The 13,899-nt window shown below is 41.4% G+C and carries 19 protein-coding genes; 11 read left to right on the forward strand and 8 right to left on the reverse strand.

Annotated elements, in window-relative coordinates; all coding sequences use genetic code 11:
- Positions 1–8: 8 nt before the first annotated feature.
- The 3 genes from ACNQGS_RS23285 (at position 9) to yunB (ending at position 2,612) form a co-directional block, all read left to right on the forward strand.
- On the forward strand, positions 9–1,364 hold the full coding sequence (locus ACNQGS_RS23285) for a bifunctional metallophosphatase/5'-nucleotidase (RefSeq protein ID WP_491489413.1): 1,356 nt from the start codon (positions 9–11) through the stop codon (positions 1,362–1,364).
- Between the two features lie 67 nt (positions 1,365–1,431).
- On the forward strand, positions 1,432–1,734 hold the full coding sequence (locus ACNQGS_RS23290; RefSeq protein ID WP_378582819.1) for a YunC family protein: 303 nt from the start codon (positions 1,432–1,434) through the stop codon (positions 1,732–1,734).
- A gap of 92 nt (positions 1,735–1,826) precedes the next feature.
- The gene (yunB, locus tag ACNQGS_RS23295) at positions 1,827–2,612 is read left to right on the forward strand and encodes a sporulation protein YunB (RefSeq protein ID WP_491489414.1); all 786 of its coding nucleotides are present in this window, start codon (positions 1,827–1,829) and stop codon (positions 2,610–2,612) included.
- A 58-nt stretch (positions 2,613–2,670) separates the two neighbouring features.
- Here the strand turns inward: yunB and ACNQGS_RS23300 are convergent, their stop codons facing one another.
- Positions 2,671–3,651: a M23 family metallopeptidase gene (locus tag ACNQGS_RS23300; RefSeq protein ID WP_491489415.1), complete on the reverse strand. Its 981-nt coding sequence runs from the start codon at positions 3,649–3,651 to the stop codon at positions 2,671–2,673.
- Positions 3,652–3,829: 178 nt separating this feature from the next.
- Here ACNQGS_RS23300 and lipA point away from each other — a divergent pair, with 178 nt between their 5' ends.
- Entirely contained in the window at positions 3,830–4,750 is a 921-nt protein-coding gene (gene lipA, locus ACNQGS_RS23305; protein ID WP_491489416.1) for a lipoyl synthase, read from the forward strand.
- A 56-nt stretch (positions 4,751–4,806) separates the two neighbouring features.
- Here the strand turns inward: lipA and ACNQGS_RS23310 are convergent, their stop codons facing one another.
- Entirely contained in the window at positions 4,807–5,448 is a 642-nt protein-coding gene (locus tag ACNQGS_RS23310) for a YhcN/YlaJ family sporulation lipoprotein (RefSeq protein ID WP_491489417.1), read from the reverse strand.
- 111 nt (positions 5,449–5,559) lie between these two features.
- Here ACNQGS_RS23310 and ACNQGS_RS23315 point away from each other — a divergent pair, with 111 nt between their 5' ends.
- A complete protein-coding gene (locus ACNQGS_RS23315) occupies positions 5,560–5,835 on the forward strand; it encodes a YutD family protein (protein WP_213144339.1) in 276 nt (91 codons plus the stop codon).
- A gap of 33 nt (positions 5,836–5,868) precedes the next feature.
- Here the strand turns inward: ACNQGS_RS23315 and ACNQGS_RS23320 are convergent, their stop codons facing one another.
- Positions 5,869–6,162: a cytosolic protein gene (locus ACNQGS_RS23320; RefSeq protein ID WP_491489418.1), complete on the reverse strand. Its 294-nt coding sequence runs from the start codon at positions 6,160–6,162 to the stop codon at positions 5,869–5,871.
- Between the two features lie 58 nt (positions 6,163–6,220).
- A complete protein-coding gene (locus ACNQGS_RS23325) occupies positions 6,221–6,487 on the reverse strand; it encodes a DUF3055 domain-containing protein (protein ID WP_213144341.1) in 267 nt (88 codons plus the stop codon).
- Between the two features lie 187 nt (positions 6,488–6,674).
- On the opposite strand from ACNQGS_RS23325, the gene ACNQGS_RS23330 reads away from it, so the two are divergent.
- From ACNQGS_RS23330 to ACNQGS_RS23340, 3 genes are all read left to right on the forward strand, one after another.
- A complete protein-coding gene (locus ACNQGS_RS23330; protein WP_491489419.1) occupies positions 6,675–7,976 on the forward strand; it encodes an EAL domain-containing protein in 1,302 nt (433 codons plus the stop codon).
- Between the two features lie 27 nt (positions 7,977–8,003).
- The gene (locus ACNQGS_RS23335) at positions 8,004–8,441 is read left to right on the forward strand and encodes a DUF86 domain-containing protein (protein ID WP_213144343.1); all 438 of its coding nucleotides are present in this window, start codon (positions 8,004–8,006) and stop codon (positions 8,439–8,441) included.
- Positions 8,442–8,502: 61 nt separating this feature from the next.
- Positions 8,503–9,267 carry a TIGR01457 family HAD-type hydrolase gene (locus ACNQGS_RS23340; RefSeq protein WP_491489420.1) on the forward strand — a complete coding sequence of 255 codons (765 nt, stop codon included), beginning with the start codon at positions 8,503–8,505 and terminating at the stop codon, positions 9,265–9,267.
- A gap of 39 nt (positions 9,268–9,306) precedes the next feature.
- Here ACNQGS_RS23340 and ACNQGS_RS23345 read toward each other — a convergent pair whose 3' ends face one another.
- Positions 9,307–9,807: a phosphatidylglycerophosphatase A family protein gene (locus tag ACNQGS_RS23345; RefSeq protein ID WP_491489421.1), complete on the reverse strand. Its 501-nt coding sequence runs from the start codon at positions 9,805–9,807 to the stop codon at positions 9,307–9,309.
- A 184-nt stretch (positions 9,808–9,991) separates the two neighbouring features.
- Between ACNQGS_RS23345 and yutH the strand changes: the two genes are divergently transcribed.
- Entirely contained in the window at positions 9,992–11,002 is a 1,011-nt protein-coding gene (gene yutH / locus ACNQGS_RS23350; protein ID WP_491489422.1) for a spore coat putative kinase YutH, read from the forward strand.
- A 63-nt stretch (positions 11,003–11,065) separates the two neighbouring features.
- Here yutH and ACNQGS_RS23355 read toward each other — a convergent pair whose 3' ends face one another.
- Positions 11,066–11,308 carry a NifU family protein gene (locus ACNQGS_RS23355; RefSeq protein WP_241114018.1) on the reverse strand — a complete coding sequence of 81 codons (243 nt, stop codon included), beginning with the start codon at positions 11,306–11,308 and terminating at the stop codon, positions 11,066–11,068.
- 136 nt (positions 11,309–11,444) lie between these two features.
- Here ACNQGS_RS23355 and ACNQGS_RS23360 point away from each other — a divergent pair, with 136 nt between their 5' ends.
- On the forward strand, positions 11,445–11,771 hold the full coding sequence (locus ACNQGS_RS23360; RefSeq protein ID WP_491489423.1) for a YuzD family protein: 327 nt from the start codon (positions 11,445–11,447) through the stop codon (positions 11,769–11,771).
- Positions 11,772–11,821: 50 nt separating this feature from the next.
- Here ACNQGS_RS23360 and ACNQGS_RS23365 read toward each other — a convergent pair whose 3' ends face one another.
- Complete coding sequence (locus ACNQGS_RS23365; protein ID WP_213117857.1) at positions 11,822–12,187, reverse strand: HesB/IscA family protein; 366 nt, start codon at positions 12,185–12,187, stop codon at positions 11,822–11,824.
- A gap of 135 nt (positions 12,188–12,322) precedes the next feature.
- Positions 12,323–12,562: a YuzB family protein gene (locus tag ACNQGS_RS23370; RefSeq protein WP_491489424.1), complete on the reverse strand. Its 240-nt coding sequence runs from the start codon at positions 12,560–12,562 to the stop codon at positions 12,323–12,325.
- 263 nt (positions 12,563–12,825) lie between these two features.
- Here ACNQGS_RS23370 and ACNQGS_RS23375 point away from each other — a divergent pair, with 263 nt between their 5' ends.
- Positions 12,826–13,893 carry an NAD(P)/FAD-dependent oxidoreductase gene (locus tag ACNQGS_RS23375; protein ID WP_423799467.1) on the forward strand — a complete coding sequence of 356 codons (1,068 nt, stop codon included), beginning with the start codon at positions 12,826–12,828 and terminating at the stop codon, positions 13,891–13,893.
- Positions 13,894–13,899: the final 6 nt, after the last annotated feature.

Below are 13,899 nucleotides of genomic sequence, written 5' to 3' on the forward strand. Positions count from 1 at the left end.
AGATGCAAATGGAAAGAATACATATATACCATACGAACGACATCCACAGCCACTTGGAAAATTGGCCGCGCATTGAGCAATTTTTGAAGCAGCAAAGGAAGCACCACCAAGACCAAGATCAAGACGAGGTTTTCCTATTTGATATTGGCGATTTCATTGACCGCTGGCATCCGTTGACAGAGGCGACCATGGGTAAAGCGAGTATTGACCTCTTAAACGAATGCCAATATACTGCAGTCACAATTGGTAATAACGAAGGAATCAACCTGCCGCACAATGGGCTCGATCAGCTTTATGATGATGCACAATTTGATGTGCTGGCGGCGAATTTTTTTCAAAAAAATAACCAGCAGCCAGGCTGGGTGAAGCCCTATCAAATTTATCGAACCAAATCGGGTACCCGCCTTGGTGTCATCGGCTTAACGGCTAACTTCGCACGTCTCTATGAATTACTTGGCTGGAATCTGACCGAGCCGATAAATGAGCTTAAAAAATGGATCATAGCCGTAAAGGAACAATCGGACATGGTTATTCTGCTTTCCCACCTCGGTCTTCGTGATGACGAACGGATCGCAACAGAATTTCCTGAGATTGACGTGATTCTGGGTGCTCATACTCATCATTTTTTGGAAAATGGAAAGCTTGTAGACAATACGCTTTTGGCGGCCGCCGGAAAATTTGGCTATTATGTGGGACAGGTTACGATTACGTTGGACAGCCAGAAAACCATTCAAGACAAACAAGCCATTCTTTATGATACAAAGGAGCTTCCGGCGGCTCAAAATGAGGCTCAGATAGCAGAGACCTTTCTAGATAATGGGAAAAAGCTGCTTAATGGAAGAGTCACGACTCTAACGAAGCCATTCTTAAGCGATCCGTTTAAAGAAACAGATTTCTCGCTTTTCCTATGCAAAGCTTTACGGGATTGGTGCCATACAGATTGTGCGATGATCAATGCCGGCCTTCTTCTTGGTCCCTTATCAGGCGATGTGACAGAATTTGACCTTTTAAACATCTGCCCGCACCCGATTAATCCGTGTGTTGTCGAGGTTAACGGCGAAGAATTAAAAGATATATTAATCGAAACGATGGACGAAAGCCTTCATCAAAGGCAAATCAAAGGGCTTGGTTTTAGAGGAAACATGCTGGGAATCTTTGTTTATGACGGAATCACGTTTCATTCCGGAGAAATTTTTATTAATGGAGAAAAGCTAGAGCCGCAAAAAATCTACACACTTGCACTACCGGATATGTTTACGTTTGGGCATTTTTTTAAAGGAGTTCTTCCTCATAAGGATAAGCAATATTTTCTGCCGGAATTTTTACGCGATATCCTAAAATGGAAACTAAAGACCCAGTCTTAATCCTGGGACACACGCTTTTTCCTTTTCCTACATAATGTGATAGTAGGGAAAGGAGTGTGGAATCCTGATGATTGATCTTTCACCAATTGAAATTGACGGCCATACGTTCCTGGCGGTCTCCGTTCTACTTCCGAAAACGACCTTGCTTGCTGTGACAAGCGATAAAGGATATATAATGTGCGGTGCGTTGGATGTTGGCTTATTAAATGATAAACTAAAGGACCGAAACATCATCGCAGGAAGAGCTGTCGGAGTAAGAACGATTGACCAGCTGTTGAATGCGCCGCTGGAATCCGTCACAATTGGCGCGGAGGAATTAGGAATCTCAAAAGGCATGATCGGCAAAGACGCCTTGCTGAAAATGATATAAAAGTCTGCTATCGTAGCAGGCTTTTTACCATTTATTTATTGGGCTAGTTCACCCCTTTTTCGCATACACATACGATGAAGGGGTGATTTTTGTTGGCAAAATTTCGCATGTACCGGCGGCGAAGAGGTCCGTTGCCTTTCCGATATGTCATGCTTTTAACTTTTGTCTTTTTCCTGTTGACATCAGCAATCAGTGTGTTGCTTGTGAACAAAGGGATTGAACCTACCTTAATGAGATATGCCGAATCCGAAACTCGGAATATCGCTTCCCTTGTGATAAATAGAGCTATTACGAAAAGGACCACCAATGTCGGGGAAAATAATCAAGTCGTGCAAATCATCCCAGGCAGCGATGGGGAGAAACAAAACTTTCAGTTAAATACGGATTTAATAAACAGGGTATTGGCTGAAACAACCGCACAAATTCAAAAGAATTTGAAGGCGGCAAAACAAGGTAATCTTGCCCAGCTGGAACAGATTACAGATGTGGAAATTGAGACAGAGAACACGAAGGATGAGAACTCGATCACCTGGTATGTTCCATTAGGGCAGGCAACCAATATTGCTTTGCTTGGGAACCTTGGTCCGAAAATTCCTGTCAAATTTCAAGCCATTGGGGAAGTGGAACCGGATGTGCATATCCAAACGAAAGAAATGGGGATTAATAATACATGGGTGGAAGTCTCGATTGAGATTGAGGTGTCCGTTCAAATTATTACTCCATTTGCAACGAAAATTACGAAACTGAAGCAAAGTATTCCAGTAGGAAGTGCTCTTGTCGAGGGAACGGTTCCGCAGTTCTATAACGGTGGAGGAGGCATGATTCCATCCATTCAGGTTCCCGAGAAAAAGCAGAATACCAAAAAATCGGGAAATTAACAAAAGGACTATCCATTATGGACAGTCCTTTTGTCTGGTCAAGGCGCTTCCGCTTTTCTTATTTGCGTACATTCATCCGTTCAATGCGTTTCCACTTTGCCAAATACGGATAGGGGTCAAATGACCATTCGGTAATCCCATTATCTTTATACATGCCATAATGGAGATGCGGCGGGAATTTCCCTGATGTGCCTGGAGGGCCGTAGCCGGAGCTTCCTACTCCGCCAATTACCATCCCGGGTTCAACAATTTGCCCGACCTTTAAGTCTTTGGCAAACCCGCTGAGATGGGCAAAGTAATGATATGTGTTATTGATATCCCGGATGCCTATTCTCCAACCGCCAAATTTATTCCAGCCCTTCATTTCCACAATCCCGTAACAAGTAGCCCTTACGGGTACACCATAGCCGGCAAAAATGTCAGTACCCTCATGAATTCTTCGTCCGCCCCAGCCCCGGGCATCTCCCCAGGTGCTGCGATAGCTGTGATTGCTTCTTAAAGGAACTGGGAAAACATTTGTATCCAAATTCAGCCGTCCAAAATGATGGTACATTTTGGCATAGCTGACGATGCTGCCAACCGTTCGATCCCGGTGATAATAATCCCATAAACCGATTTTAATATTATCTTCATCTACTCCATAAGAAAGCAGATAATGAGCAAAGGAATACAATACATCTTCATCATTTTTTAGGCTGGCATTTCCATCTCCATCCCCATCAACTCCGACTCCATTAAAAAACTGGATAATTGCAGGATTCTCTTCGGATGGATTAGGATTAGTCAGCCCGGCCCATTGTTCAGGGCGAAAATAAATGCCAATCAGGCTCTCTGGTTTTGGCAAATCGCGGCGTGCCAAGCGGACATTTCGTTCATATTGGTCAACCGCAGCTAAATAATACCAAGGAATTTGTGTAATCGTTTCAACCTTCTTATAAAGCTTCATTCGTTCTTGGTATGGATTGGCTTCCGCAGCTTTTGCCTCTATACTTGAGGTAAATAACAATAGGAAAGCTGCTATTATCAGCACAGCCCGCATAGGAATTCTCCCTTCCCATTTATAGTTCAAGGTTAGTTTATGAATTCTAGAACATTTCATTATGGTCAATAATTGGAAATCGGGAAAATCATTGCGGCAGATGCTGACTTCTTGTCGTTGTCGACCCAAGTATGTTAAAGTGACAACAGGAGTGTTTATTCATAGTCGGGGGTGCATGATGAGCAAGAAAGAGGAAATCCTGAGAAAACCTGATTGGTTAAAAATAAAGCTTAATACAAATGAATCATATACAGGATTAAAGAAATTGATGCGGGAAAAGAATCTTCACACCGTTTGTGAAGAGGCGCGCTGTCCAAATATTCACGAATGCTGGGCAGTACGGCGAACGGCTACATTTATGATTCTCGGTGATACTTGTACCAGGGCCTGCCGTTTCTGCGCTGTAAAAACGGGTCTGCCGACAGAATTGGATTGGCAGGAGCCGGAAAGAGTCGCCGATTCTGTTCAACTTATGAACCTGAAGCATGTTGTCGTAACCGCAGTTGCCAGAGATGATTTAAAGGATGGCGGTGCTGGTGTTTTTGCGGAAACCGTTCGGGCCATCCGCCGGAAAAACCCGTTTACAAGCATCGAGGTTCTGCCGTCTGATATGGGCGGAAAAGAAGAAAACCTGCGGACGCTGATGGATGCGAAGCCAGATATTTTAAACCATAATATCGAAACAGTCAGACGCCTGACACCGAGAGTCAGAGCACGTGCCAAATATGACCGGTCACTAGAGTTTCTGCGCCGGGCTAAGGAAATGAATCCGAGTATTCCTACTAAATCAAGCCTAATGATTGGCCTTGGCGAAACAAAGGAAGAAATTATTGAGGTTATGGATGATTTGCGTGCAAATCATGTTGATATCATGACGATCGGCCAGTATTTGCAGCCGACCAAAAGCCACCTAAAGGTTATAAAATACTATAGCCCTGATGAGTTTAATGAATTACGTGACATTGCCATAAGTAAAGGGTTCAGCCATTGCGAAGCGGGACCGCTTGTTCGTTCTTCTTATCACGCTGATGAACAAGTAAATGCTGCTGCAAAGCATAAGCAATTACTTGGCGAACAAAGTACGCAGGAAGCCAAATAACTTGAATTTAAAAAAGAGTTCAGCCCTTAGTTTAATTCGGGTCTGAACTCTTTTTATTAGCGTTTGTGATTATAATCCATATCGTCCTTTGTCAGACCGTTTTCATCTTCACTATCGTTCATTCTCGTCCCTTGTGGGGATTTTTTCATTTGTTTGATTACATAATTTACCTGATCACGTGATTTACTGCTGAGGGAATCCAAATTAGCCAAGTTTTGGATATCTCGGATATGGACCTTATTATCACTGACATATACATGGTAATACCTTGGGACAACGGATAACGCCGTTTTCTTCACCTGGTCAGCAGTTAAGTTTCGGTTTTTCGAATCGGTACGGTAAGCAACTAGAACTTCTCTGTCCGTTACTAATGTAGCCACATCATTAACGTTTGGTATATTGGCACTTAAGCGGCTGATGACATGGGCTACCTGTTCACGGTCTAGGGCCGTGTAACCATCATTTGTGTTATTATCGTTCATCAGTGGACTTTTCTGATGACGTACAAAGCCATAGTCATTGCTGGCATTACGGATATCCTTACTTGCACCTTCACGGTAGAGCTCGTGACGTTTATTGTTCACATTGATGGTATTGCCAGACTCTTCATATACGTCGTTATTACCCATGTCCTTTGTGCAGCCTGTCATTGCTGTCAGTGCACATAATCCAATAATTATGCTTAATTTTTTCAACATTAACACCTCCTTTTATTAGATTTTCCAAAGCACTCATTTTTTTTCTTAGTAATTGATGGTGAATCGGTTATAATGGGATAAAGATAGCTGGCAAAATTTGAGGTGAAAACCATGATTCTTATTAATAACACTACTTACGAACTTGTACAGGAATTTCGGAATGGTTTTAATGAGGAAGCCCTAAAGGCTAGATATAGTGACATCTTATCCAGATATGATTATATTGTGGGGGACTGGGGCTATGGCCAGCTCCGATTAAAAGGCTTCTTTGAGGACCAAAATCAAAAAGCAACCTTTGATACAAAAATCAGCACTTTAAGCGAGTACCTTTATGAATACTGCAATTTTGGCTGTGCTTATTTTGTATTAAAAAAGGTTAAAAAATAAACGAAGGGGCGATTAATCCCCTTCGTTTATTTTTTAAGCTTCGTTATTGTTATACGGGGCCTGTTCATCGGTTTCTTTATCATCATGCGGAGGATGCGCTCCCGGGTATTCTCTTGGCAAATCCTGATGCAGGGCCTTAAACTCATAGTTAAATGCACTGTACCGGCGCTGCCCCTCTTTCCATGGGGTACTCTTCAGTTCGACAGGGTCTTCTTTTCGAATCGGCGATCCTAAAGGGCCATCGGGAAATTCTTCCGCAGTCAGATAGTTCCGCTGTACTTCCACATTCGAGAAATCCCCGTATTTATCGGAATCCTTTTCAGCCATGTTCCTCACTCCTTTTTCTTTTATTATTTCATCCTGAGTGAAAAACATGAGTCAACCTTTAGATAATCTCCTGTAAGAAGGATTTTAGCTCTTCTGCCTCTGCTTCATTAATATTAAAAGCATATTCTAAATATCCTTCCTCCTCGAGATCATCATGCCCAATGATGGCAAATCGATTTCCTTGCATATTCATTACTAGGGATTTGCCGTAGTGCCGGTCCGTTTTTACGACTGCTAAATCATAACGCTGATTTTCCCCGACAAAGCTGACAAACCTTGTTTTGGTATTTTCGGTATCATCATATAAGAAAAAACGCTCGCTCATTTCATATCTCCTTTTAAAAAATACTCTCACATTATCTATAGTAACAAATTCCTGCAGTGGATGGGAGGAGGATTAAATTTCCCAACCATTTGTTTAGGAATTTTTTCTTCGAAAAATACGGATAATGTAAAAATATGTTATAATATAACTAAATCTGTAAGCTAAACTGGTTGTGAGGGATGAATGTATGGCTCGTCGCATCATGAATATGCTATTAGGGGTAATGGAATGGGGGAAGATTTTGCTTCCTGCTGGTTCCTTGCGCTTTTATCCGCCTCAATTTATATTGCGCAACCCCGTATTAGAGGGTGTAACAGCCGCCTTTCAATCAGGCTTGGAGGCAGCAGTTATTGTTTTTCACCTGCAAAATATGAATGAATTGTCGGTTTTAAAAGGCAAATCACAGCAAGGTTATTTCATGAAGCAGTTAAAAAAGTATTTTCGCCATGCTGTCCAAGAGGAACTGAAAGAAGAGGAGATCATCGCGCTGCATGACTTTTATGGCGATGTGGTGACCTTGATTTTGAAGGTGGATGTTGATAAAAACACTTTGTCTGATATGGATCATGTCATAAACGGATTGCTTTATTATGTTGAGGGAAGTCTGCAAAAACATTATCCTTCACAGCAAATTCACTTTGAAACCGGATATATGTTTATTGACAAGAAACATTACTCCATTTCTGATTCTATCCAAAAAGCCCATCGACAGGCCATTGCGATGGCTGAAAAAAGACTGGCAGTAAAATATGATGATATAGATTATATGATCAATCAAATTATTACTAATAAAAATATCCGTCTGCTGGCCCAGCCCATTATTGATGTGGCAACAAATGAAATCCGTGCATTGGAGCTCTTGACACGGGGGCCTAAAGGTACGGCAGTAGAAAATCCTTTGCCGTTATTCTCGGTTGCAAGGCAGACAGGGACATTATATGCACTCGAAATGCTGGTATTGGAAAAAGCGTTTGAACAAATTAAGAAAGCAAAATGCAGACAGGATATTTTTATCAATTGTACTCCGTTAACCCTTGGAAATATTCGTTTCACAAGGGATATAAAGAATTTATTGCAAAGATTTACTGGTATATCACCAAAACAAATAACAATTGAAATTACAGAAAACGATTCAATCGAAGGTTTAAAGAATTTCATTTATAATATAAAAATGTTACGATTAATGGGGTTTCGAATTGCCATTGATGATACAGGTGCGGGATACTCCAATTTAAGTACCATTAGTGAAATTATGCCGGATATTATAAAAATTGACCGATCTCTTATTCAAAACATCGATAAAAACTCTCTTAAGGAATCGATGTTAAAGGGGATTCTCCTAGTCGCGCGGGAGGCCGGTTCACTGGTTGTCGCGGAGGGAATCGAAAATGAGGATGAGGCATCTGTCCTCACAAGAAACAAGGTCGATTTGGCGCAAGGCTATTTCTACGCTCCGCCTACTGTACTAAACATGGAAATGGCAACTTAGAACAGAAAATAGAAGGAAGTGGAGTTCATGTACTTTGTTGACCGGGATAAAATTGAAACGACATTAGTTTATTTGGAAACACAGATCACTCATTTCTCTACCCAGCAGGTATGGTCGACCCCCATTGAAAAGGCGGCATTAGAAAGGCTTACCCACATGATGCTCGAGTCGGTATTGGATGTCGGTAATGCAATGATTGACGGCTTTATCATGCGTGATCCAGGAAGCTATGAAGACATTATAGATATTTTAATGGATGAAAAGGTCGTTACTGAAGAAACAGGAAGCAGCCTGAAAGCTTTAATCAGTTTTCGGAAAAAACTGGTGCAGTTTTATACGGAAATTGACCATAGCGAATTAACCCGGGAATTTTCAAATCATCTGCCTGCACTGACTATTTTTTCAGTGAATGTACGGGACTATCTTACGAATGAATTGGGACCAGTTTCAGCATTTAAAAACTAAGACCGCCACCGGTCTTTTTCTTTTTAAAGAGAAGGACAAGATCAATTAAGGAGTGGGATGATTGAAGAAATATAAAGGATATTTAATTGATTTAGATGGAACGATGTACAAAGGCACGGAGAGGATAGAAGCGGCTTCTGATTTTATTAAGAACCTTCAGAAAAAGGAAATACCCTATTTATTTGTGACAAATAATTCTACCCGGACCCCAGCACAGGTGGCGGAAAAATTAAACAGCTTTGATATTCCAACTACGGAAGATAGGGTCTTTACGACAAGTCAGGCAACCGCCAATTATATCGAAGAACTGAAAAAGGATGCCTCTGTCTATGTTATTGGTGAAGAAGGGATTCGCACAGCACTTGAGGAAAAGGGCTTTCGGTTAGCCGGGGAAGATGCCGATGTTGTCGTAGTGGGCCTTGACCGCTCGATTACTTATGAAAAGCTGACAATTGCCTGTCTGGCTGTCCGAAACGGAGCCACATTTATTTCGACAAATGGCGATATCGCCCTGCCAACTGAAAGAGGGCTAGTACCGGGCAATGGCTCGATAACGTCGGTTATAGCAGTATCAACGCAAACAAAGCCAATTTTTATTGGAAAGCCGGAAGCTATCATTATGGAGCAGGCGTTAAAGGTTTTAGGTGTGGCCAAAGAAGATACGCTGATGGTGGGTGATAATTATGATACCGATATTCTAGCAGGAATAAATGCAGGGATAGACACTTTGCTCGTTCATACGGGCGTCACCACGAAGGAACTATTAAAAGGATATACTATTCATCCTACATATACAATCGATACACTAGATCACTGGGAACCATAAAAGGATGGCTGAAATAGCCATCCTTTATCATTTTTAACCTTATTCACAATTGGCTGCAGCGTGTGCCAGTCTGCTTGAGGCGGCAGCGGCAATGGCTCCAACGATATCATCTAAAAAGGTATGGCATTGGCCAGTTGATTTATCATTTAAATGTGCCAAAATACCAGGTTTTTGCTTATCGATATAGCCGTAATTAGTAAAGCCGATAGAACCGTACACATTCACGATCGAAAAAGCCAAAATCTCATCCACCCCGTAGAGACTTTCGTCTGTTGCGATAATTGATTGCAGCGGCTCCTCAAGCATTCCTTTTTCAGCTAAGACATCAAGCTGGATTCCGGTAATAATGGCATTTTGAACTTCCCTTTTAGTAAGTACTTTTTCCACGTTCGCAATACAGTCTTCCATTTGCAGGTTTTTATGATATTTTTCCTGGAGGTAAAAAACTAAATTGGCAATATCTTGGATTTCTACCCCTCTTTCTTTCAATAACCTGAGAGCCGTTTCCTGAACAACATTTGTCTTTTTTTGTTCTGCCATCCCTTATATCACCTTTTCTATAAATTTTTCTATAATTGCTCTATTAACTTATGATATGCAATTATCCTTTCAAGAATCAAATAAAATAACTTTATGATTTGTTATTACTAAAAGGAAGACAACAAGTTTTCTTGGCTTTACTCATATATATGACGTAGAGGTGAAAAGAAGAAGGGGTGGAGAGATGCTGCGAAAAATGCTGGAGGATCAATATGGAATCAAGGCTGAGGAACAGGTTAAAATAGATGCTTTTGATGCGCTAAGAGGAAATGGCTTGCTATATTTGATTGTAAGTCCTGTGGGCAGAGAGGAGGAGGATATGCAGGAACTGGCAAGCATTGCTGAGCATATGCGCCAAACAGGTGACAAAAATGTCCCTGCATTCATGCAGACTAAGGATGGCAGCTATATTACAAACTGGGAACAAAATAAATACTGCGTATTAGTAAACCGGCAGACGGACCAGCAGCAGCGAATATCCAAATTGGGGCGGAAACTGGCAAAATTTCATGAGCGGGGCAGAAGGGTGCCTTTTCAGATTCAGCGGTCGAGCAGAGTTGGACAATGGAAGGGAATTTGGGAAAAACGGCTGGAACAGATGGAAAAAGTGTGGAGTGGACTGCTTTTTCAAACACCCGAGGATGAATTTGAAAAATTGTTTATTGAGTCCTTTCCGTATTACATGGGATTAACAGAGAATGCAATCCAATATTTAGTGGATACGGAAATTGATGATTCCCCCTTGGAAACAGACAGCGGGACAGTTTGCTATGAACGTTTCACGAAAAAAACGTGGGGCGGCCAATATATGATCAAAAATCCATTTGAATGGGTATTCGACCACCGCAGCCGTGATATGGCTGAGTGGACAAGGGAACAATATTTTCATAATATCCAGACATATGATATGGAATTAAAACAGTTTTACGATGAATATCAGGGGATATCCCCATTGTCCTCTTTTTCATGGCGGCTTTTATATGCCCGTTTAATTTTTCCGCTCCATTATTTTGAATGTGTGGAAAATTATTATATTACCCGCTCGGAACAGGAAAAAAAGCTGTTGGAGGATACTTTAGGGAAAATTTTGCGGCAGTCCTCCGAATACGAACGTTTTCTGGCAGGCTTTTTTCATATTTCAGGGGCGCCGGTGAAACACTTAAGCCTTCCGCAGCTGGATTGGTTATATTCTTAATGGGTTTTAACTGAATACAAAAAAGCGATTGCATCTTTAGGCAATCGCTTTATTATTATTGTTTTAGAAAACTTGCTCGACTTCAACAACACCAGGTACTTCTTCTAGTAAAGCCCGTTCAATACCTGCTTTTAGTGTGATGGTAGAACTTGGGCAAGATCCGCAAGCGCCAAGTAAGCGAAGCTTAACAATGCCTTCCTCCACATCAACTAGTTCGCAGTCTCCGCCATCGCGAAGAAGAAATGGGCGTAATTTATCTAATACTTCTTGTACTTGTTCAAACATTTCCTGTTCTGACACTTTCATCGACTCCTTTCCTACTTATATTATACTGTCGGTGCAAGGAAAAATCCATTCTCAGAAACTGGAGAAATAAAGTCATTTTCTTAGGTTTTGAAGGGGCTATATTGTAAAATAAAAGAAAAATATAAGGAATGGTTTTATGGAATTTACGGAAGTGGAAATTATCCTATATGGAGCGGCAGTACTTTGCCCAAGCTGTGTGAATCTGCCATCCTCAAAGGAAACATTTGAATGGCTGGAAGCAGCGGTTGCGAGAAAATTCCCGGAGCAACCTGTTAAAATGACCTATGTAGATATTTTTCAGCCGCCTGAAGATAGCGATAAATCACAATTTGCCCAGAGGGTTATTGAAGAGGATATGTTTTATCCGGTTGTGGTGATAAAGGATAAAGTGGTTGGCGAGGGTAACCCTCGTCTTAAAACGATTTTTTCCGAATTGGAAAAGTACGGGTACAAGGCGATATAAGAAGGAAAGAGGCTGTCTCGAAAGACAGCCTCTGATCTTAAAACAAAGTCTTAACACTCCTCAGGTGTTCCAGCCGCTGTTGCAGTACGGAAAGATGAACCACAGCCGCAAGACGCAATCGCGTTAGGGTTATCAATCGTAAAACCGCCGCCCATCATCGATTGCTTGTAATCGATTTTCGTTCCATTTAAGATTGGTGCACTCTCTTTATCGACAAGAACCTTTATGCCAAATTGTTCAAATTGATGGTCATCTTCCTTAACTTCGTGCTCAAAACCCATGCCGTAAGATAAGCCGCTGCAGCCGCCGCCTTTTACACTGACTCGCAAAAAAGCGCCTTCCTCTTCATTATGCTTCATCATATCTTTAATTTGCAGTGATGCTGCTTCTGTTAAAATAACGATATCTTTGCTCAAAAATGACCCCTCCTTAAAGATTTGAGGCTTATAAACTTAGTATATACACTAGCTGAAAACTACTCAACTAATACGATTACTAGTAACAGGATATGCTGCCATTATAAAAAAGGGAGCGGCAAGCCCCCCTTATATTTAGAACATAGGATTTTCTTCGAGATACTGATAAATATTATCCACCAAATCTTCAGGGGTTTTACCCGTAACAACTTCTCCATTCACAAGCGCATAGAGAGTGGATGCGCATTTACCACAATAGCCAAGACATCCATATTCAATGATATCCAAATTTGGATCTCTTTCTAATACTTCTAGTGCTTTCTGTGCCCCACTAGCAAGATTACTGACACAAAATTCAATGATCGGCTTAATCATTACCTTCACCTCTCCACAACTTCTAATCCTACCGCTTTTGGGCTGCTTCGTCAATTATCACGTTCTTGGCAAACCTGTCAAGATGTATTTTAAATGTGTTGTTATTTAGCCATATTTTCGTTATACTCATATTTGTGTGTTAAATGGACGGAATATCTATTTCAATAAAATCCCACTCGTAATTTCAATTGAAATACTGTCTTTCTGAACAAAATAAAAAAATAGAAAATCTATAGTACAGTTATGACAAAGGGGAAATAAGCATGAAAAAATTAGTCATTCTTGGAGGCGGTTATGGGGGCATGAAGATTCTCTCCGAACTTCTTCCCAATAACCTGCCGGAGGACGTGACCATCACACTTGTGGATCGTGTTCCTTACCATTGTTTAAAAACAGAATACTATGCTTTAGCTGCTGGGACGATTTCAGATAAAGAAATACGCGTTTCCTTTCCAGAGCATCCTAGACTTGAGGTAGTTTTCGGGGAAGTCATCGGGATTGACAGAGAAGAAAAAAATGTCCTGTTAAAAGACGCTCAGCCAATAAGCTATGATGACCTCGTTATCGGATTGGGCTGTGAAGATAAATACCATGGTGTGCCGGGTGCTGATCAATATACCTATAGCATTCAGAGTATCGGTAAATCACGTGAAACCTATTCCGTCTTGAATAATTTACCTCCTGGTTCAGTCGTTGGGATTGTTGGGGCAGGCCTATCCGGAGTGGAGCTTGCCAGCGAATTAAGCGAAAGCCGCGATGATTTGCAAATAAAATTATTTGACCGCGGGAAGCATATTCTCTCTGCATTTCCTGACAGGTTGAGCAAATATGTTGAGAACTGGTTTGTAAAGCATAACGTTGAAATCATTAATAATTCTAATATCACCAAAGTAGAGGAAAACACCCTTTATAACCATGACAAGTCCATTTCTTGTGATGTTATTGTATGGACAGCAGGGATCCAGGCGAATAAAGTTATCCGTGAAATGGAAGGGGAAAAGGATAGCTCGGGACGAATGGTGTTAACCCCGCAGCACTTTTTGCCTCATGATGAGCATGTTTTTGTTCTAGGTGATTGTGCAAGTCTGCCGCATGCGCCAAGTGCACAGCTAGCAGAAGGACAGGCCGAACAGATTGTCGAAGTTTTAAAAAAGCGCTGGAACGGCGAAGAACTGCCAGATTCTTTCCCGCCTATCAAATTAAAGGGAGTTCTTGGTTCATTAGGGAAAAAGCATGGCTTTGCGATGCTAGCAGATCGGCCTTTAACCGGCCGCGTTGCCCGTCTGCTAAAATCAGGGGTACTGTGGATGTACAAATTTCATAACGGATAATACTAA

It is taken from the genome of Neobacillus sp. PVCKKU3, from assembly GCF_058323225.1.

Coding starts and splice junctions, on each gene's coding strand:
- ACNQGS_RS23355 (WP_241114018.1), bottom strand. CDS start 11,308: ATGAAAGTGTCAGAACAGGAAATGTTTGAACAAGTACAAGAAGTATTA.
- ACNQGS_RS23335 (WP_213144343.1), top strand. CDS start 8,004: ATGTACTTTGTTGACCGGGATAAAATTGAAACGACATTAGTTTATTTG.
- ACNQGS_RS23315 (WP_213144339.1), top strand. CDS start 5,560: ATGATTCTTATTAATAACACTACTTACGAACTTGTACAGGAATTTCGG.
- ACNQGS_RS23330 (WP_491489419.1), top strand. CDS start 6,675: ATGGCTCGTCGCATCATGAATATGCTATTAGGGGTAATGGAATGGGGG.
- ACNQGS_RS23290 (WP_378582819.1), top strand. CDS start 1,432: ATGATTGATCTTTCACCAATTGAAATTGACGGCCATACGTTCCTGGCG.
- lipA (WP_491489416.1), top strand. CDS start 3,830: ATGAGCAAGAAAGAGGAAATCCTGAGAAAACCTGATTGGTTAAAAATA.
- ACNQGS_RS23345 (WP_491489421.1), bottom strand. CDS start 9,807: ATGGCAGAACAAAAAAAGACAAATGTTGTTCAGGAAACGGCTCTCAGG.
- ACNQGS_RS23300 (WP_491489415.1), bottom strand. CDS start 3,651: ATGCGGGCTGTGCTGATAATAGCAGCTTTCCTATTGTTATTTACCTCA.
- yutH (WP_491489422.1), top strand. CDS start 9,992: ATGCTGCGAAAAATGCTGGAGGATCAATATGGAATCAAGGCTGAGGAA.
- ACNQGS_RS23370 (WP_491489424.1), bottom strand. CDS start 12,562: ATGATTAAGCCGATCATTGAATTTTGTGTCAGTAATCTTGCTAGTGGG.
- ACNQGS_RS23325 (WP_213144341.1), bottom strand. CDS start 6,487: ATGAGCGAGCGTTTTTTCTTATATGATGATACCGAAAATACCAAAACA.
- ACNQGS_RS23375 (WP_423799467.1), top strand. CDS start 12,826: ATGAAAAAATTAGTCATTCTTGGAGGCGGTTATGGGGGCATGAAGATT.
- ACNQGS_RS23360 (WP_491489423.1), top strand. CDS start 11,445: ATGGAATTTACGGAAGTGGAAATTATCCTATATGGAGCGGCAGTACTT.
- ACNQGS_RS23320 (WP_491489418.1), bottom strand. CDS start 6,162: ATGGCTGAAAAGGATTCCGATAAATACGGGGATTTCTCGAATGTGGAA.
- ACNQGS_RS23310 (WP_491489417.1), bottom strand. CDS start 5,448: ATGTTGAAAAAATTAAGCATAATTATTGGATTATGTGCACTGACAGCA.
- ACNQGS_RS23285 (WP_491489413.1), top strand. CDS start 9: ATGGAAAGAATACATATATACCATACGAACGACATCCACAGCCACTTG.